At 52.8% G+C, this 19,858-nt stretch carries 17 protein-coding genes; all 17 read right to left on the bottom strand.

The annotated features are described in order from the left end of the window. Positions 1–94: 94 nt before the first annotated feature. Positions 95–1,054, bottom strand: coding sequence for an acetyl-CoA carboxylase carboxyl transferase subunit alpha (accA, locus tag B9Y90_RS17375; protein WP_008456951.1), 960 nt, complete (start codon positions 1,052–1,054; stop codon positions 95–97). 12 nt (positions 1,055–1,066) lie between these two features. After that, the gene (gene dnaE, locus B9Y90_RS17370) at positions 1,067–4,549 is read right to left on the bottom strand and encodes a DNA polymerase III subunit alpha (RefSeq protein ID WP_085542003.1); all 3,483 of its coding nucleotides are present in this window, start codon (positions 4,547–4,549) and stop codon (positions 1,067–1,069) included. Between the two features lie 34 nt (positions 4,550–4,583). After that, a complete protein-coding gene (rnhB, locus tag B9Y90_RS17365) occupies positions 4,584–5,180 on the bottom strand; it encodes a ribonuclease HII (protein ID WP_039290436.1) in 597 nt (198 codons plus the stop codon). Continuing rightward, complete coding sequence (lpxB, locus tag B9Y90_RS17360; RefSeq protein WP_085542002.1) at positions 5,177–6,325, bottom strand: lipid-A-disaccharide synthase; 1,149 nt, start codon at positions 6,323–6,325, stop codon at positions 5,177–5,179. The genes rnhB and lpxB overlap by 4 nt, the downstream gene beginning before the upstream one ends. After that, positions 6,326–7,114 carry an acyl-ACP--UDP-N-acetylglucosamine O-acyltransferase gene (gene lpxA / locus B9Y90_RS17355; RefSeq protein ID WP_085542001.1) on the bottom strand — a complete coding sequence of 263 codons (789 nt, stop codon included), beginning with the start codon at positions 7,112–7,114 and terminating at the stop codon, positions 6,326–6,328. A 3-nt stretch (positions 7,115–7,117) separates the two neighbouring features. After that, complete coding sequence (fabZ, locus tag B9Y90_RS17350; protein ID WP_039290428.1) at positions 7,118–7,573, bottom strand: 3-hydroxyacyl-ACP dehydratase FabZ; 456 nt, start codon at positions 7,571–7,573, stop codon at positions 7,118–7,120. A gap of 148 nt (positions 7,574–7,721) precedes the next feature. Beyond that, positions 7,722–8,747: a UDP-3-O-(3-hydroxymyristoyl)glucosamine N-acyltransferase gene (lpxD, locus tag B9Y90_RS17345; RefSeq protein WP_085542000.1), complete on the bottom strand. Its 1,026-nt coding sequence runs from the start codon at positions 8,745–8,747 to the stop codon at positions 7,722–7,724. A 3-nt stretch (positions 8,748–8,750) separates the two neighbouring features. Continuing rightward, a complete protein-coding gene (gene skp, locus B9Y90_RS17340; RefSeq protein WP_008456940.1) occupies positions 8,751–9,251 on the bottom strand; it encodes a molecular chaperone Skp in 501 nt (166 codons plus the stop codon). Between the two features lie 124 nt (positions 9,252–9,375). Next, positions 9,376–11,781, bottom strand: coding sequence for an outer membrane protein assembly factor BamA (bamA, locus tag B9Y90_RS17335; protein ID WP_039290422.1), 2,406 nt, complete (start codon positions 11,779–11,781; stop codon positions 9,376–9,378). A 33-nt stretch (positions 11,782–11,814) separates the two neighbouring features. Next, a complete protein-coding gene (gene rseP, locus B9Y90_RS17330) occupies positions 11,815–13,167 on the bottom strand; it encodes a sigma E protease regulator RseP (protein ID WP_039290420.1) in 1,353 nt (450 codons plus the stop codon). Positions 13,168–13,178: 11 nt separating this feature from the next. Further along, positions 13,179–14,036 carry a phosphatidate cytidylyltransferase gene (cdsA, locus tag B9Y90_RS17325; protein ID WP_008456935.1) on the bottom strand — a complete coding sequence of 286 codons (858 nt, stop codon included), beginning with the start codon at positions 14,034–14,036 and terminating at the stop codon, positions 13,179–13,181. Between the two features lie 18 nt (positions 14,037–14,054). Continuing rightward, positions 14,055–14,807, bottom strand: coding sequence for a (2E,6E)-farnesyl-diphosphate-specific ditrans,polycis-undecaprenyl-diphosphate synthase (gene ispU / locus B9Y90_RS17320; RefSeq protein ID WP_039290414.1), 753 nt, complete (start codon positions 14,805–14,807; stop codon positions 14,055–14,057). A gap of 186 nt (positions 14,808–14,993) precedes the next feature. Then, positions 14,994–16,193, bottom strand: a complete 1,200-nt coding sequence (ispC, locus tag B9Y90_RS17315; RefSeq protein WP_039290411.1) for a 1-deoxy-D-xylulose-5-phosphate reductoisomerase — start codon at positions 16,191–16,193, stop codon at positions 14,994–14,996. Positions 16,194–16,363: 170 nt separating this feature from the next. Continuing rightward, a complete protein-coding gene (frr, locus tag B9Y90_RS17310; protein ID WP_008456929.1) occupies positions 16,364–16,921 on the bottom strand; it encodes a ribosome recycling factor in 558 nt (185 codons plus the stop codon). Positions 16,922–17,059: 138 nt separating this feature from the next. Beyond that, the gene (gene pyrH, locus B9Y90_RS17305) at positions 17,060–17,785 is read right to left on the bottom strand and encodes a UMP kinase (RefSeq protein ID WP_039290408.1); all 726 of its coding nucleotides are present in this window, start codon (positions 17,783–17,785) and stop codon (positions 17,060–17,062) included. 147 nt (positions 17,786–17,932) lie between these two features. Further along, entirely contained in the window at positions 17,933–18,784 is an 852-nt protein-coding gene (gene tsf / locus B9Y90_RS17300) for a translation elongation factor Ts (protein ID WP_008456925.1), read from the bottom strand. 135 nt (positions 18,785–18,919) lie between these two features. Continuing rightward, positions 18,920–19,645, bottom strand: coding sequence for a 30S ribosomal protein S2 (gene rpsB / locus B9Y90_RS17295; RefSeq protein WP_008456923.1), 726 nt, complete (start codon positions 19,643–19,645; stop codon positions 18,920–18,922). Between the last annotated feature and the right edge of the window lie 213 nt (positions 19,646–19,858).

The following is a 19,858-nucleotide window of genomic DNA, read 5'->3' as shown; positions in this document are numbered from 1 at the left end:
CTGGCTAAGCATAGCGCAATGGGGTTTTCCATGAAGCGATAAATGCAAAAAGGGCCGGAAAATCCGACCCTTATCGCTATTTTACAGCATGAAATCAGGCGTAACCGTAGCTCATCAGGCGCTGGTAACGACGATTCAACAACTCGTCTTTATTCAGCACGTCGAGATCCGCCAGATCGGCCAGCAGCTGTGCACGCAGGGAAGCGGCCATCACTTCTGGATTACGATGCGCACCGCCCAACGGCTCAGGGATCACGGTATCGATCAGCTTCAGCTCTTTCAGACGAGGAGCAATGATCCCCATCGCTTCTGCGGCCAGCGGGGCTTTATCCGCGCTCTTCCAAAGGATAGACGCACAGCCTTCCGGGGAGATAACGGAGTAGGTGCTGTACTGCAGCATGTTCACTTTGTCACCCACGCCAATGGCCAGCGCACCACCGGAACCACCTTCACCGATGACGGTACAAATGACCGGCACTTTCAGGCGGGACATTTCACGCAGGTTGCGGGCGATCGCTTCGGACTGACCACGTTCTTCGGCGCCAACGCCCGGATAAGCACCCGGCGTGTCGATGAAGGTAATGATCGGCATGTTAAAGCGTTCAGCCATTTCCATCAGACGCAGCGCTTTACGGTAGCCTTCTGGGGCCGGCATACCGAAGTTACGACGGATTTTCTCTTTGGTTTCGCGCCCTTTCTGATGACCAATGATCATCACCGGACGACCTTCCAGACGCGCAATACCGCCCACGATAGCTTTATCGTCGGCATAGGCACGGTCGCCGGCCAGTTCGTCGAACTCATCAAAAGCCAGACGAACGTAATCCAGGGTGTACGGACGCTGCGGATGGCGCGCCAGCTGCGCAATCTGCCATGCGCCTAAATCAGCGAAGATCTTGCGGGTCAGCTCAACGCTTTTCTCGCGCAGACGCTGCACTTCTTCGTCCAGATTAATATCCAGTTTTTCATCCTGGCGGCTAACGGCCGTCAGGGAATCGATTTTCGCTTCCAGCTCTGCAATCGGCTGTTCGAAATCAAGGAAATTCAGACTCATAATATTCCTGTTTTAGTCAAACTCCAGTTCCACCTGCTCCGAACCAATCAGCGTTCGCAGATCGTTAAGTAAACGATCGCTAGGGGAAACACGCCATGTCGCACCGAAGCGCAACCGGGCTCGTGCATCCACCCTCTGATAGTAGAGATGTACTGGAATTGTCCCCGAACGATGGGGTTCCAGAGACTGACGGAGACGGTTTAAAAGCTGGTCATCAATTTGCCTGTCCGTCAGCGAGATAGCAAGCCCACGCGCGTACTTTTCACGGGCTTCGTCGATGTCCATCAGCTCGCGGGCCGTCATTTTAAGCCCTCCGCTGAAGTCATCAAAGCTGACCTGTCCGCTAACGATCAGGATACGGTCTTTTTCCAGCAGATGCTGGTATTTTTCTAGCGCATCTGTGAATAACATCACTTCCAGACGACCAGAGCGGTCATCCAGCGTACAGATGCCGATGCGATTACCTCGCTTGGTGACCATAACCCGCGAAGCAATCACCAGACCCGCAGCCGTGGTCATTTTACCACGTTCCGTCGGGTGCATCTCTTTCAGGCGCATGCCACCGACATAGCGCTCAATTTCTTTCAGGTACTGATTAATCGGGTGGCCGGTAAGATACAGCCCAAGCGTCTCACGCTCCCCTTCCAGCACCACTTGTTCAGGCCAGGGAATCACGCTGGCGTAGGATTTTTCGACCTGCTCGGGCTCTTCCGCCAGAACGCCGAACATATCGGCCTGGCCAATAGCTTCCGCTTTCGCGTGCTGGTCAGCGGCTTTTAACGCATCACCCAGCGCATTCATCAGCGCCGCGCGGTGAGGCCCAAGGCGGTCAAAAGCCCCGGACATAATGAGTTTTTCCAGCACCCGGCGGTTAAGCTTTTTGATATCGGAGCGCGCGCACAAATCAAAGAGATCGAGGAAATGCCCGCCCTGATTACGCGCTTCGAGAATGGCTTCAATCGGGCCTTCACCCACGCCTTTTATCGCGCCGATGCCGTAAACAATTTCCCCGTCATCGTTAACGTGGAAATGGTAAAGACCAGAGTTAATATCCGGCGACAGGACTTTCAGCCCCATGCGCCAACACTCATCCACCAGGCCCACCACTTTCTCGGTGTTATCCATATCGGCGGTCATCACGGCCGCCATAAACTCTGCCGGGTAGTGCGCTTTCAGCCACAGCGTCTGGTACGAAACCAAAGCATAGGCAGCGGAGTGAGATTTGTTAAAGCCGTACCCGGCAAATTTCTCTACCAGGTCAAAGATTTTCATCGACAGCTCGCCGTCGACGCCGTTTTTGATCGCGCCCTCTTCAAAGGTGCCGCGCTGCTTGGCCATCTCTTCCGGTTTCTTTTTCCCCATCGCACGACGCAGCATATCCGCGCCACCGAGGGTATAACCGGAAAGCACCTGGGCAATCTGCATAACCTGTTCCTGATACAGGATGATGCCGTAGGTGGGCTCCAGTACCGGTTTCAGGCTTTCGTGCTGCCATTCCACGTCCGGATAAGAAATCGCTTCACGCCCGTGCTTACGGTCGATGAAGTTATCTACCATGCCCGACTGCAGCGGACCTGGGCGGAACAGCGCCACCAGAGCGATCATGTCTTCGAAACAGTCAGGCTGCAGGCGCTTAATCAGGTCTTTCATACCGCGGGATTCAAGCTGGAAGACCGCGGTGGTTTCCGAGCGCTGCAGCATGTCGAAGCTTTTCTTATCGTCGAGCGGGATGGCGGCGATATCAATCGGCTCCAGCCCCTGTTTTGCCCGACGCGGGTTGATCATTTTCAGCGCCCAGTCGATGATCGTCAGCGTACGCAGCCCCAGGAAGTCAAACTTCACCAGGCCCGCATATTCAACGTCGTTCTTGTCGAACTGGGTAACCGGGTGCTGCCCCTGATCGTCACAATAAAGCGGCGCAAAATCGGTAATTTTGGTTGGGGCGATAACCACGCCCCCGGCATGCTTACCGGCGTTACGCGTGACGCCCTCCAGCTTGCGCGCCATGTCGATCAGCGCTTTAACTTCTTCGTCAGCCTCATAGATCTCAGGCAGCTGCGGCTCCGCCTCAAAGGCTTTTGCCAGCGTCATGCCGGGATCCGGTGGCACCAGTTTGGAAATACGATCGACAAAGCCGTAAGGGTGACCGAGTACGCGACCTACGTCGCGAATAACCGCCTTCGCCGCCATCGTACCGAAGGTAATAATCTGGGAAACCGCTTCGCGCCCATACATTTCGGAAACGTGGTCGATCACCTGGTCGCGTTTTTCCATGCAGAAATCGACGTCGAAGTCAGGCATCGAAACACGTTCAGGGTTAAGGAAACGTTCGAACAGCAGGTCAAACTCAAGCGGATCGAGATCGGTGATTTTCAGCGCATAGGCCACCAGCGAACCCGCACCGGAACCGCGGCCCGGCCCGACCGGCACGCCGTTATCCTTCGACCACTGGATAAACTCCATCACGATCAGGAAGTAGCCGGGGAAGCCCATCTGGTTGATAACCTGCAGCTCGATATCCAGGCGCTCGTCGTACTCAGGGCGCTTCTGCGCACGCACTTCCGGTTCCGGGAACAGGAACTCAAGACGTTCCTCCAGCCCCTCTTTCGATTTCATGACCAGGAAGTCTTCGGTGGTCATCTCTCCCGTCGGGAACTGCGGCAGGAAGTACTCGCCCAGGCGCACGGTCACGTTGCAGCGTTTGGCAATCTCAACGCTGTTTTCCAGCGCTTCCGGGATATCCGAAAACAGCTCGCACATCTCTTCTTCGCTACGCATATATTGCTGGGCGGAGTAGTTGCGCGGGCGCTTGGGATCGTCCAGCGTGAAACCGTCGTGGATCGCCACGCGGATCTCGTGGGCATCAAAGTCACCGGCATCAATAAAGCGGACATCGTTGGTGGCAACCACTGGCAAGCCGCGTTCGTCAGCCAGTGCCACAGCGGCGTGAAGATAGTTCTCTTCGTCCACACGGCCGGTGCGAATCAGTTCCAGATAGAAGCGATCGGCAAAATGCTGCTGCCAGAATTCCAGGCACTGATCGACCAGCGGCTGGTTTCCACGAAGCAGACTTTTGCCAATATCTCCCATGCGCCCGCCGGAGAGCAGAATCAGCCCTTCGTTTAGCTCGACCAGCCATTCGCGGTCAATAATCGGGCCCGCTGCGCCGTAGCCACGCTGGTAGGCACGAGAGATCAGTAAAGTGAGGTTTTGATAGCCTTCATTATTCGCCGCCAGCACCGTCAAATGGCTAAGCTCATCGCCCAGCAGTTCATTGGCAACGTTGAAGTCCGCCCCTATGATTGGCTTGATACCGGCTCCGTGACCAGAACCGTAGAATTTGACCAAACCACAGAGGTTGGTGAAATCGGTGATAGCGAGAGCAGGCATCCCCAGCGCCGCGGCTTTTTTTACCAGCGGCCCGGTCTTAGCCAGCCCATCAATCATGGAATAGTCGCTGTGCACCCGAAGGTGAATGAAACGTGGTTCAGCCATCTCTCACCAATTACTCTGTATCAGCTACTAACGCTCAGGAGACGAGCCCAAGCGCACGTTTGACGGGGCCAAAGCTGCGGCGATGATGCTCAGTGGCGCCATGCTCGGCAAGCTTTTCAAGATGAAAAGCGGTTGGGTAGCCCTTGTGTTGAGCAAAACCGTATTGCGGGAAACTGAGATCCAGCTCGGCCATTTCACGATCGCGCGTGACTTTGGCAAGTATTGACGCCGCGCTGATTTCTGCCACCCGACTGTCGCCTTTCACAACCGCCAGCGACGGCATAGGCAATGCCGGGCAACGGTTGCCGTCAATCAGCACATATTCAGGCACAACACTCAGGCCCGCAACCGCACGCTGCATGGCCAGCATCGTGGCATGCAAAATGTTGATGTTGTCGATTTCGCTCGGCTCGGCACGGCCCAGACTCCAGCTTAATGCCTTTTCAACAATTTCGTCATACAGCGCCAGACGGCGTTTTTCAGATAATTTTTTCGAATCCGCCAGCCCAATAATCGGCTTTGCTGGATCGAGGATCACTGCGGCAGTGACCACGGCGCCAACCAAAGGCCCGCGCCCTACTTCATCCACGCCCGCGACAAGGTGCGTATGCGGGTAAACAAATTCGATCATTGAGCCAGCTCCAGCACGGCGTCCGCCGCCTGCTTGTCCGCATTACAACGGATCTGCTGATGCAAATCCCGGAAGGTATCGTGCATCTGATGGCTGACAGCCCCGTCTTCGAGCAACGGTTCCAGCGCGCAGGCAAGCCCGATAGGCTCACATTCGTTTTGCAGCAGCTCTTTAACCAGCTCTCGGCCCGCCAGCAAATTTGGCAGGGAAACGTAATCGGTTTTCACCAGACGTTTTGCCAGCCAGAACGTGAACGGCTTCATGCGGTAGCCAACCACCATTGGGCATTTGGCCAACATACATTCAAGCGCAGCCGTGCCGGAGGCAAGGAGCGCTGCATCACTGGCAATCATCGCTTCACGTGCTTTGCCATTCAGCAGATGTACATGCAACTCAGGGGCAATCTCAGCTTTGATCTTCTCAAACTGTTCTCGACGCTTTGCATTCACCAGCGGCACCACGACTTCCAGTGCAGGCCAGCGCTTACGAAGCAATTGCGCTGTTCTGAGGAAGTCCGCGCTAAGCATTTCAACCTCGGCGCCACGGCTACCGGGCAATAGTGCCAGGCATTTTGCATCTGTCGCAATGCCTAACGCCACGCGAGCAGCGTTTTTATCAGGAGCGAGCGGCATGGCATCCGCCATGGTGTGCCCGATGAAGCGACACGGTACATTAAACCTGTCGTAAAACGCCTTTTCGAAAGGCAGAAAAGCCAGTACCAGATCGGTCGATCTGCCAATTTTGAAAACGCGTTTTTGTCGCCATGCCCAAACGGATGGGCTGACGTAGTGGATCGTGCGGATCCCTTGTTTCTTTAGATTGCCTTCGAGCGTGATATTAAAATCTGGGGCGTCGATGCCGACAAACACATCGGGCTGCAGCTCGGTGAAACGCTTCGTGAGATCGCTGCGGATCTGCAGCAGGCGACGTAAACGGCCAAGCACTTCAACGATGCCCATGACCGCAAGCTCTTCCATTTCATACCAGGCTTCACAACCTTCAGCCTGCATAAGCGGCCCTGCCACGCCAACAAAGCGGGCATCAGGCACGCGAGCTTTCAGTTCGCGAATAAGTCCGGCACCAAGAATATCGCCGGAAGTTTCTCCGGCGACCAGGGCAATCGTGAGGGGACGACCAGGCTTCATTTAACGAATCAAACCGCGCGTTGAGCGGGCAAAGAATTCAATGAATGCATTCACTTCCGGATGCTGAGCTGCGATTTCAGCAATTTCCGGCTTCGCCTCTTCAAGCGTTTTGCCGCTGCGATAGAGGATCTTGTAGGCGTTACGAATAGCGTGCAGTGCTTCTTTGCTGAAACCACGACGCTTCAGGCCTTCAATGTTCACACCAAACGGCGTCGCATGGTTGCCCTGCGCAATAACGTAAGGTGGAACGTCCTGAGCAACACCGGAACAGCCACCAACCATCACGTGAGCGCCGATGATGCAGAACTGATGCACCGCGGTCATTCCACCGATGATGGCGTGATCCCCAATTTGAACGTGACCCGCGAGCGTTGCGTTGTTCGCAAGGATAACGCGATCGCCAATCTGGCAATCATGCGCAACGTGCGCATTGATCATCAGCAGGTTATCGCTTCCCACCTTCGTTAATCCAGCATCTTGCACCGTACCGCGATGGATGGTGACGCTTTCGCGAATGCGGTTGCGATCGCCAATTTCCACGCGAGTTGGCTCACCCGCATATTTCAGATCCTGGTTAACCTCGCCGATAGACGCGAACTGGTAGATCGCATTGTCACGGCCGATTTTAGTATGACCATTGACGACAACATGAGATTTCAGAACCGTGCCTTCGCCGATTTCAACGTTTGGACCTACGAGACAAAACGGACCAATATGAACGTTAGCACCAATGATGGCACCTTCTTCCACAATAGCGGTTGGATGAATAAAGGCGGACTTATCAATCACGTATTATGCCTCCCGGCTGCGTGCACACATCATGGTTGCTTCGCAGACAATCTTGCCGTCAACGATTGCAACACCTTTGAAACGCGTCAAACCACGACGAGTTTTCTCAAAGGTCACTTCCATAATCATTTGATCGCCAGGCACAACAGGACGCTTAAAGCGCGCTTCATCAATGCCAGCAAAGTAATACAGCTCACCCGGCTCAAGTTTACCCACGCTTTTAAACGCAAGAATACCGGTAGCCTGCGCCATCGCTTCCAGGATCAATACACCCGGGAAAATCGGCTTACCAGGGAAGTGGCCCTGGAAAAACGGCTCATTTACAGAGACATTTTTAACTGCGCGCAGAAAACGACCTTCTTCAAAATCCAGCACACGATCAACCAGCAAGAACGGATAACGGTGCGGCAGAAGCTCTAAAATCTCTTCAATGTGCAGAGTATGAGTGTCAGTTGTCAAAATACTCTTCCTGTCTAAATATTCTAAATGACAATAATAACACGGCCTGCGGCAATCAAAGAATGCCAGCAGGCCGCAAATCAAAAAGCGCGGCTCACGCTCCAGCCCTAATGGCCGGAAACACGGCAGCGCAGGGAGCAGGTGACGATCAGTCTTGTTGATTGACCTTACGTTCGATGGTTTTTAAGCGTTTGCTCATCTCATCGATGTTCATCACCAGGGCAGCGGTTTTACGCCACGCTTTGTTCGGCTGGAGCGGGATACCCGAGGAGTAAACTCCTGGTTCAGTGATCGGACGCATCACCATTCCCATTCCGGTCACGGTCACCTTGTCACAGATTTCCATATGGCCGTTGATTACGCTGGCACCACCAATCATGCAGTAACGGCCAATTTTCAGGCTGCCTGCCATGATAACGCCACCCGCAACCGCAGTATTGTCGCCAATCACAACGTTATGTGCAATCTGGCACTGGTTATCAATGATAACACCATTGCCGATGATCGTGTCATCCAGCGCACCGCGATCGATCGTCGTACAAGCACCAATTTCAACGCGATCGCCAATAATCACCCGGCCGAGCTGAGGAATCTTAACCCAATTGCCGCGATCGTTAGCATAACCAAAACCGTCTGAACCTATCACCGTGCTGGACTGAATCAGGCACTGAGCACCGATTTCGATGTTGTGATAGATAGAGACATTGGCCCATAAACGGCTACCTGCACCGATTTTGGTATTTTTGCCTACGAAGCAGCCGGCGCCAATTACTACGTTATCGCCCAGTTCAACGCCAGACTCGATAACGGCATTTGCGCCGACAGAAACATTTTGGCCAAGCCTCGCCGTTGCATCGATAACTGCGCTTGGCGCAATGTCGCTTGCAGGCTGAGGCGTGGTATCAAGAATTTGAGCCATACGAGCATAGGTCAGGTAGGGGTTCTTCACTACCAGTGCAGCGCTTTTAGCGTATGGAAGGTCGGCTTCGGTCATCACGACGGCAGAAGCCTGGCAGGCAGCCAGCTGTTCACGATAGCGAGGATTAACCATGAACGTAATGTGGCCAGACTGGGCAGTTTGCATAGATGCGACGCCGGTGATGACGATATCGCCATCACCGTGCAATTCTGCATCCAACTGCTGGGCTAATTCAGCCAGTCGAATTGAAGACATTACTTATTTAACCTGTTTCAGTACGTCTGCAGTGATGTCTTTAACGTCGTTGCCTGCGTAAGCAACGGTGTTTGCATCCAGAACAACATCATAACCTTTGTCATCTGCAACTTTCTTCACAGCGGCCTGGATACGAGTGACCAGTTTGCTGCGCTCTTCGTTGGAACGACGATTACGATCCTGCTCAAAAGCCTGTGCTTTTTCGGAGAACGACTGGCGCTGAGCCATGACGTCTTTTTCCATTTTGCTGCGATCTGAAGCTTTCATGGTTGAACCATCGCGCTGCAGGCGCTGCATTTTGGATTGCAGATCGTTTTCCATTCCCTGCAGTTCGCTGGCGCGGCCTTTGAACTCATTTTCCAGGGTTTTAGAAACACCGGTGTTTTGTGCGACCTGTTGGAACAGGTTACCCATGTTAACTACTGCGATGCTGGAGGCAGCCTGAGCGCCGGCTGAAGCAACCATAGCAATCCCGAGACCTGCGGCAACTAACCACTTTTTCACTATAAACTCCTTACCATCCCATAGGCGTCCGAAGACACTGTTTTTTTGCGAGCACCCGCTAACTGTCTAAACGGTTAACAGGTGCAGCGCCTCACTGCTGTTGCGTTCCATCGCGCAGAACAAATTACCAGGTTTTACCAATGTTAAACTGGAACTGTTCTGCCTTGTCTCCATCATATTTCTTATACGGCTGAGCATAAGAGAAGACCAGCGGCCCCAGAGGCGACATCCACTGCAGCGCAATACCTGCAGACATACGGATGTTACTTGGCGTGCTGTAATCAGGTATACCTGCCGCTCTGGTCGCGTCGGTGTTCTCCCATTTGGTATCCCAAACGGTACCTGCATCGACAAACAGGGAAGTACGAACAGAGTTTGAGTACTTCTCACTCAGGAACGGCGTTGGAGTAATCAGCTCAAGGCTGGCTACGCCCATGGCGTTACCGCCCACCGCATCGTTAGAGTTACACACAGCGCCGGTTCCACAGTTACGCTGGTTCGGGCCGTAATAAGCGGCTTTTGGACCAATGTTGTTTGACTGGAAACCACGCACGGTACTGGAACCACCGGCATAGAAGTTCTCGTAGAACGGCAGTTCTTTACCGCCCAGACCATCGCCGTAGCCCCAACGGGTACGACCCAGCACAACCCACGTGTGATCGTCATTGATCGGGAAGTAACTCGCCGTATCTAACGTCACTTTATAGAACTCGTTATCGGAACCCGGGATGGTAACTTTACCATTCAGGTTGACGCGAGAACCATCCGTCGGGAAGTACCCGCGGTCAAGATTGTTGTATGTCCAACCATAGTTCAGAGTGAAGTCATCTGCCGAGAAACTGTTGTCGTTGGCATTCTGAGTTGGGTGCTGGCCCACAGAATCCAGGTAGCGCCACATGGCTATCTGTGGCTGCATATTCGACAGATCGTTATGTACGTAACCCAAACCAAGACGCAGCGTGTTGTATTCGTTCACCGGGAAGCCCAGTGTCGTATCCAGGCCGTAGCTCTTGTTGGTGTAGTCAGACAGGTCCGCGTCATCAGCTTTGAAGTCGTTGAAGAAGAGACGACCACCAAGGCTAACACCATCAACCGTGAAGTACGGATCGGTCGCTGACAGTTCCGCGTAAGTCTGGTAGTCGTTTTTGGTGCCGCTGATACCCACTGAGTAACCCGTACCCAACCAGTTATCCTGCTGAACACCGACCTGGAAGCTCACACCGCTTTCGGTACCGTAGCCAACACCGAAGTTGAAGCTCCCGGTGTTACGCTCTTTAACTTTATAAACAACGTCAACCTGATCCGGGCTGCCAGATACGCGCTGGGTGTCCACATCGACAGTCTCGAAGTAACCCAGACGGTTCAGACGCTCTTTACCGGCATCAACGAGGTTGCTACCCAGCCACGCGCCTTCCATCTGGCGCATTTCGCGGCGCAGAACGGCATCTTTACTGGTGTCGTTACCTTCGAAGCGGATCTTACGCACGTAGTAACGGTTACCGGAATCGACGTTAACGTGCAGCTTCACAGTTTTGTCAGCGTCATTAATTTCTGGCTGAGTCTGTACGCGCGGATAGGCGTAGCCATAGCGACCCAGCAGTTTCTTAATGTCGTCTTCCATTTTGGTGACTTTGGTGCCGTTATACAGCTCACCCGGCTGCATCTTGGTCAGGCTTTCGATTTCAGCAGAATGCCCGGCCAGATTGCCTTTCACATCCACGCCGGCGATCTTGTACTGCTCGCCTTCGGTGATATTGATGGTCACATAAATGCTTTTCTTGTCCGGCGTCAGGCTCACCTGCGTGGAATCAATATTGAAACGCGCATAGCCGCGATCCAGATAGTAGCTGCGCAGGGTTTCAAGGTCACCCGCCAGCTTTTGCTTCTGGTATTTACGATCGCCAACAACGTTCCACCACGGCACTTCATCACGCAGTTGGAAGCGGGAGATCAGCTCATCCGTGCTAAACGCGTGGTTGCCAACGATGTTGATCTGCTGGATTTTCGCGGAAACACCTTCCTGGAACACCAGCTTCAGGTCAACGCGATTACGCGGCAGTGGGGTGACGACAGCTTTAACGCTGGCGCTGTATTTCCCGACGCTGTAGTAGAAATCTTCCAGCCCTTTCTCGATGTCGCCAAGGGTCGTGCGGTCGAGGGATTCCCCCACGCGTACGCCGGAAGCTTCAAGATTCTGCTTGAGCATGTCATCTTTCACCGACTTGTTGCCGGAGAAGGTGATGCTGGCAATGGTTGGACGCTCTTTGACCTGCACGAGCAGCGTATTACCATCACGCAGAACGCGCACATCTTCAAAGTTGCCGGTGGCAAACAGTGAGCGGATTGTATTACTGATATCCTCGTCAGAGACGGTATCGCCTACGCGAACCGGCATACTGAGGAGGGCCGCACCGACGGCGACTCGCTGCAGGCCTTCGAAATGAATATCTTTCACCACGAACCCGTCTGCACCGTATACGGTGGCGCTGCTAAACAGCAGCGACGCTATGAGGAGCTTTTTCATCGCCATCGTTGTTATGCGTTCTTCCTAACCTAATTCTCTCTATAAACGAGAGAAATCATTGAAAAGTGCAAGCCCCATTAATAGCACCAGCAAAATAGAGCCAATGCGATAACTGAAGTCCTGAACTCGCTCGGAAACCGGAGTGCCTTTCAGTTTCTCAACCGCCAAAAAGAGCAGGTGCCCGCCGTCAAGGACGGGAAGTGGAAACAGGTTAATAATCCCTAAGTTGACGCTGATAAGCGCCAGGAACATCAGGAAGTAAATCAACCCATATTCCGCCGACATACCTGCCCCTTGAGCTATGGAGATTGGCCCACTGAGGTTGTTCAGTTTTACATCACCGGTTATTAATTTCCCCAGCATGTTGACCGTTAGCTTCATCAGTTGCCAGGTTTTATCCGTGGCTTCTGCTACAGCGGTAAACGGCCCATACTGACGCACTGTTTTGTACTCATCGGGCAGCGGGATAATTTTAGGTACCACCCCTGCAAACCCTTCTGCTTTCGCTTTACCCGGTTTTGTATCCGGTATCAGCGTCAAAGACAAGGGGCTCCCCTGTCTTTCAATCTCTATGGCCAGCGGCTGCCCTGGATTGTCACGCACCAGGTTTACAAATTCACTCCACTGAAGGAGCGGCTGACCGTTGACTTTAACGATCCTGTCCCCTGCTTGCAAACCAGCCTTATTGGCTGCAGACTGCGGCTGAACTTCGTCCAGCACGTTTTCAATCTGCGGACCACGGGGCCTGAATCCAAGTGATACGACCGGATCCTGTTTATCAGGTTCAAACTGCCAATGACTTAGATCAAGGGTTACATCGCGCGTTTGATTCGTCCCAAACGGTGCATAAGAAACTCTCGCACTCGCATCGCCAATTTTACCGATTAAAGCTAAACGAACGGCATCCCAATCAGGCGTTTCGATACCATCTATCGCTTTTAGTTCCATACCGGGGCTAATTTGTGCTTCCGCAGCGATAGAGTTGGGGGTTATTTCACCGATCACCGGACGCAGGCTGGGAATGCCAATGATAAACACCAGCCAATAGGCAAAGATAGCGAAGATGAAGTTAGCGATGGGGCCAGCGGCGATAATAGCCGCACGCTGAGAAACCGTTTTGTTGTTAAACGCAGCATGACGCATTTCCGGCAGCACCGGTTCAACGCGTTCATCCAGCATTTTAACGTAGCCACCCAGCGGGATCAGCGCGATAACAAATTCGGTTCCCTGACGGTCGGTACGACGCCAAAGCGCCTTACCAAACCCGATAGAGAAGCGTTCCACACGAACGCCACAGCGGCGAGCAACCCAAAAATGGCCGAACTCGTGCACGGTAATCAAAACACCCAGTGCAACGATAAACGCAGCCAAATTCCAGAGTATGCTCAACATAAAACCTTCCGTTAAATCGTCCTGAATACCAGAAGCAGCAGACAGGCAAACACCGGCACCGCCGCTGTCAGACTGTCAATACGGTCAAGAATACCACCATGTCCCGGGATAAGGTGACCACTATCTTTAATTCCCGCTTCGCGTTTGAACATACTTTCGGTCAAATCACCTAAAACGGAAGCCAGCGCGGCAACAATGGAACAGGTTAGCAGAACAACGGGAGCTACGTTCAAATTCGCCCACATGCCGAACAGCAACGAGATGACCGCGGAAGTCGCAAGGCCACCAATAAACCCTTGCCAGGTCTTGCCAGGCGAGACCTTTGGCGCAAGTTTATGCTTGCCAAACATTTTCCCAAAAACATAAGCGCCAGAGTCTGCGCCCCAGACCAGGAACATCACATACAGCAACCAAACAGAGCCGCTGTAGTGGTTGATATCATAATGCCAGCTGCGCAGCGCTACCATGCCCCAGAAGAAGGGAACAATGGTTAGCAGGCCAAAGACCAGTCGAAGCGGTTTGGAATTACGCCACAATGCAGCAGAGGCCGGATAAAACAGAACCAACAGCAGCGCCGCGACCCACCACACTAGCGATGCCCAAAGTGAGAATTCGATTATCGGCAAATGCACCGAATGCCGATACTCCGGCAACGAAATCAGCATGACGGCAAGCAACAGACCACATAGCACCGCCAGCCAGACGCGCTGCGAACGAGCAACGAAACCGGCGAGTTGCCCCCATTCCCATGCGGCCAGCATACAAATCACCAGCGTAGCAATCGCAAATCCTACTGGCGGAAGCCAAAACAGCGCCGCGATGACAACGGGAATCATAATAAACGCGGAAATCAGGCGATACTTCAGCAAAAGTGACCCCCAACAGGCTTATTCACCACCAGGTGCTGTGCCACCAAAACGACGCTCTCGGTTTGCAAAAGCATTTAGCGCACCTTCAAAGTCTTGTTCATCGAAATCAGGCCAAAGAACATCGGTAAAATAAAGTTCCGCATAGGCAATTTGCCAGATGAGGAAGTTACTGATGCGATGCTCTCCTCCTGTCCTAATTACTAAATCTACGGGAGCCAGTTCATGCATGCAGATCTGCTGACCGAGCAGGTCTTCATCAATCTGATCCGGGCGCAATAAGCCTTCCTGCACCTGCGACGCAAGCTGTCGCACTCCCTGAATGATATCCCAACGCCCGCCATAATTCGCAGCGATATTGAGCGTCAGCCCAGTATTCTCACTGGTTAATGCTTCCGCTTTTTTGATTCTTTCCTGCAGGCGGAGATTAAATCGGCTGGTATCGCCGATAATACGCAAGCGAACATTATGACGGTGCAGGCTTTTCACCTCACTGTCTAATGCCCAGACGAACAGCTCCATCAATGCGGTCACTTCCTGAGCGGGGCGGTTCCAGTTCTCGCTGCTAAAAGCGTAAAGCGTCAGCGCATCGATACCGTTGTTGGCTGCAAAAGTCACAGCGCGGCGTACCGATTTTGCTCCGGCTTTATGACCGAAAACCCTCATTTTCCCCTGACGCTTAGCCCAACGGCCATTGCCATCCATAATGATGGCAACATGGCGGGCGCCATGCGTAGTTAAGGATTCGCTTAATTGTTGATTAGCAGACAACATAACGCGTAATGATTCCCTGAAAAAAATTAAGCGGTACTCAGGAATATTGAAGCCTGGTGCATAAAAAAGCCGTGTTGTGACACGGCTTTCCACTTAACGCTCAGTCACATCTGGCGATTAAGTGGCGCAGACTATATCACTGAAGCACAAAGCGAACAAATGGCGGCACTTCAGCCGGATGAATTATCACCGGCTTGCGAGATGCATCACTTGTTTCCTGGCGATTTCACGAGCAATAGCATCCACACTAAGCACTTCATCCACACTTTGCGGTTCAGCTAAGTTCATTTGCTCCAGCACGCTGCGGTTTAGCACCGCGATATCGGTAAATCTGACCTGCTGGTTCAGGAACGCCTCTACGACCACTTCGTTCGCGGCATTCAGCGCGGTTGTCGCCGCCTGCCCTTGCGCGCTGGCATCAATGGCTAACTTCAGGCATGGATAGCGCTCAAAGTCAGGTTCCATGAAAGTCAGCGAACCGATTTTGCAGAAATCGAGCGATGTAACACCAGATTCTACGCGTGCAGGGTAAGCCATCGCATGAGCAATAGGCGTGCGCATGTCGGGCTCACCAAGCTGAGCCAGCACGCTGCCATCGCGGTAACGAACCATGGAATGAATGACAGACTGAGGGTGAATCAGCACTTCCATTTGTGCAGCTGAAGCATTGAACAACCAGCGAGCTTCAATGTATTCGAGACCTTTGTTCATCATGGTGGCCGAGTCGACGGAAATCTTACGCCCCATCGACCAGTTCGGGTGGCTGCAAGCCTGATCCGGCGTCATCGCCGCCAGGTCTGCATAAGCCGTTTCCCGGAACGGGCCACCCGATCCGGTGAGGATAATAGACGATACGCCATTATCTTCGAGGCTAGCGTATCCCAGGTTACGCTGGATTGTTTCCGGCATACTCTGAAAAATGGCGTTATGTTCGCTGTCGATGGGCAACAACTGCGCTTTGCTGCGTGCAACAGCTTCCATAAACAAACGGCCGCAGGTGATCAGCGACTCTTTGTTTGCCAGCAGAACCTGTTTACCCGCAGAGATAGCCGCAAGCGTTGAAGACAACCCTGCCACACCCACAATAGCAGCCATCACCTGATCCACTTCGCCAAGCGTAGCGACTTCGCAAGCCGCCTGCTCGCCGGCCATTACCTCCGTTTTACTCCCCTGCTCTTTCAGGGCACGACGGACTTCCGCCGCCGCAGACTCACTGGCCATGACCGCATACTTCGGCGAGAACGCCAGGCACTGTTCAACCATTTTCCCGACATTACTGCCCGCAACCAGAGCCGTAACGGCAAATTTTTCAGGATTATGACGAACGACGCTTAGCGTGCTGACGCCAATAGAGCCGGTGGAACCAAGAATAGTGAGCTGCTTCATGAGGTACTCGGGGTCGTAAAATGAAGGGTTAATGGCGCAATAGTTTGCGGCGCGGGAGGCCCATTGTCTACGCCTTTACTTGACGTTTTTATAAAGCAAAACGCCGCTCGTAAACACTTCGCGGTACGCGAGGGCTTACTGGGCGGCGAATTTTCCACAAAAATTGTGGATTAGAACTGCATCAGCTCGGTTTCTTTTTCAGACAGAGCCGCATCCACTTTTTTGATAGCAGCGTCAGTCAGCTTCTGCACGTCGTCCTGAGAACGACGATCGTCATCTTCGCTGATCTCTTTGTCTTTCAGCAGCGCTTTAACTTTGTCGTTAGCGTCGCGGCGAACGTTACGAACAGCCACGCGTGCGCCTTCGGCTTCACCACGAACCACTTTGATCAGGTCTTTACGACGCTCTTCGGTCAGCGGAGGCAGCGGAACGCGAATATCGGTGCCCGCAGAGCTTGGGTTCAGACCCAGGTCAGAAGCCATGATCGCTTTCTCTACCGCCGGGCCCATAGAACGATCGAACACGTTGATCTTCAGAGTACGGGTATCTTCAACGGTGACGCTGGCCAGCTGGCGCAGCGGCGTTGGTGTGCCGTAGTATTCTACGACGATGCCGTCCAGCAGGCTTGGAGAAGCGCGGCCGGTACGGATTTTGCTGATTTGGTTTTTAAACGCTTCGACGCATTTATCCATACGCACTTCAGCATCTTTTCTGATATCGCTAATCACGTTACGAATCCTTGAAAACTGGTTTAAGGCAGACCACGCTTATTCTCTGCAGCTTTGAAGCTGCAGGCTAAGTATAGCCCTGTTTATTCCTGGCTGTAGATAAAGCCAAATCTTACCCTGATTGCCGGGCAACTGAAATTATTCAGTAATTAAAGTGCCTTCTTTCTCACCCATTACCACACGACGCAGCGCACCCGGTTTGTTCATGTTAAACACACGGATCGGCAATTTGTGGTCACGAGCAAGGGTGAACGCGGCAAGATCCATCACTTTCAGCTCTTTATCCAGCACTTCACTGTAGGTCAGTTGATCGTACATGGTAGCTGAAGGATCTTTTGCCGGATCGGCGGTAAACACGCCATCCACTTTAGTAGCTTTCAGTACCACGTCTGCTTCGATTTCGATTCCTCGCAAGCAGGCCGCAGAGTCAGTGGTAAAGAACGGGTTACCGGTACCGGCAGACAGGATAACTACGCGGTTAGCACGCAGCAGGCTGATAGCTTCTGCCCAGCTGTAGTTATCACAAACGCCATTCAATGGAATAGCGGACATCAGGCGGGCGTTCACATAGGCGCGGTGGAGCGCATCGCGCATTGCCAGGCCATTCATTACGGTCGCCAGCATGCCCATGTGGTCGCCCACGACGCGGTTCATGCCGGCTTTAGCCAGACCTGCACCACGGAATAAGTTGCCACCCCCGATTACCACCCCGACCTGAATGCCAAGTTCCACCAGCTCTTTAATTTCCTGAGCCATACGGTCCAGAATACTCGCGTCGATACCAAAGCCTTCTGTGCCTTGCAGAGCTTCGCCGCTCAGTTTGAGCAGAATACGTTTGTAGACGGGTTTTGCATTGGTAGCCATGTTTCTTTCCTGAGAACAGTCAACGAATGGGGGATGGTTAATTCTGGCGACATTCTGTCGCATTTCAGCCCGCTCGCCTAACGGAGCGCTCTGAAATTGTAAGGCTGGATAAAAAGGAACCGCCGGTTGGCGGTTCCTTTTAAACCATTAAGACTGCTTGGACATGGCAGCAACTTCTGCTGCAAAGTCAGTCTCAACTTTCTCGATACCTTCACCCACTTCGAAGCGGATGAAGTTAGTCACGTCAGCATTGTGCTCTTTCAGCAGCTGAGCAACAGTTTTGCTTGGGTCCATGACGAACGGCTGACCAGTCAGAGAAACTTCACCGGTGAATTTCTTCATGCGGCCTTCAACCATTTTCTCTGCGATTTCTTTTGGTTTACCGGACTGCATCGCGATGTCCAGCTGAACCTGGTACTCTTTCTCTACAACTTCTGCAGAAACGTCTTCAGGCTTAACGAACTCAGGCTTGCTTGCAGCGATGTGCATTGCCAGCTGTTTAACCAGCTCTTCATCAGCACCTTTAGCGGCAACCAGAACACCGATACGTGCGCCGTGCTGGTAAGAACCCAGAACTTCGCCTTCCAGGGAAGAAACGCGACGGATGTTAATGTTCTCACCGATTTTAGCAACCAGTGCAACGCGCTCTTCTTCGAACTGCGCTTTCAGAACTTCAACGTCGGTGATTTTACCAGCAACTGCTGCATCCAGAACTTTGTTAGCAAATGCCTGGAAACCGCCGTCTTTAGCAACGAAGTCAGTCTGGCAGTTAACTTCCAGAATCACGCCGTAGTTGCCGTCGATCTTAGTGATGATCACGCCGTCAGCAGCAACGTTGCCTGCTTTCTTAGCTGCTTTGATCGCACCGGATTTACGCATGTTCTCGATTGCCAGCTCGATGTCGCCGTTGGCTTCGGTCAGCGCTTTTTTACAATCCATCATGCCAGCGCCAGTACGCTCACGCAGCTCTTTTACCAGGGATGCGGTAATTTCAGCCATTCTAAAATCCTCGGAGATGTTGCCTGCCCGGCGCATTGGCCAGACGGGCTTAAAAGTGAAAAAGGGGCCATAAAAAGGCCCCTAACCAAACTAGATACTACCTGGTTAAATAAGGGCTCTAACGAGCGTGCCTTATTATTCTGCTTCTACGAAGCTTTCTTCCGCCTGGGAAGCCAGATCCTGAGAACGGCCTTCACGAACGGTTGCAGCTACAGCGCCCAGGTACAGGCTAACAGCACGGATAGCATCGTCGTTACCAGGGATAACGAAATCAACACCGTCCGGATCAGAGTTGGTATCAACGATAGCAAATACTGGGATACCCAGGTTGTTTGCTTCTTTGATAGCGATGTGCTCGTGATCGGCATCGATAACAAACAGTGCGTCCGGCAGGCCGCCCATGTCTTTGATACCGCCCAGGCTGTTTTCCAGCTTGTCCAGCTCACGAGTGCGCATCAGCGCTTCTTTCTTAGTCAGCTTGTCGAAAGTACCGTCTTGAGCCTGAGTTTCCAGGTCTTTCAGACGTTTGATGGACTGACGAACGGTTTTCCAGTTAGTCAGCATGCCGCCCAACCAGCGATGGTTCACGAAGAACTGATCGCAGCTGTTAGCAGCGTCTTTCACCGCTTCGCTTGCAGCGCGTTTAGTACCAACGAAAAGGATTTTGCCTTTGCGAGAAGAAATCTTGTTCAGTTCAGCCAGAGCTTCATTGAACATTGGTACAGTTTTCTCAAGGTTGATGATGTGAACTTTGTTACGTGCGCCGAAGATGAAAGGCTTCATTTTCGGGTTCCAGTAACGGGTCTGGTGACCAAAGTGAACACCAGCCTTGAGCATGTCGCGCATGGAAACAGTAGCCATGTTTTAAAACCTCTATATAAAGTATGGGGTTATGCCTCCACGTATCCCATATTGCCGACCCCAAAGGGCACCCCGGAATATGTGTCGATACGTGTGTGTTATTTACACAAAGTGAGCGTATTTGGCTGTACCCGAAAAATCGGAATACAAGTCCGGCGCGCTTTATACCATAAATGGCGCCCAGACTCCAATAGTTGTTGCCGTGATACGCAC

This window comes from Cedecea sp. NFIX57, from assembly GCF_900177785.1.
GTDB classification, from domain to species: domain Bacteria; phylum Pseudomonadota; class Gammaproteobacteria; order Enterobacterales; family Enterobacteriaceae; genus Cedecea; species Cedecea neteri_C.
Note: the sequence above shows the minus strand (reverse complement) of the source record. Positions and strands in the feature narration are given on the sequence as shown.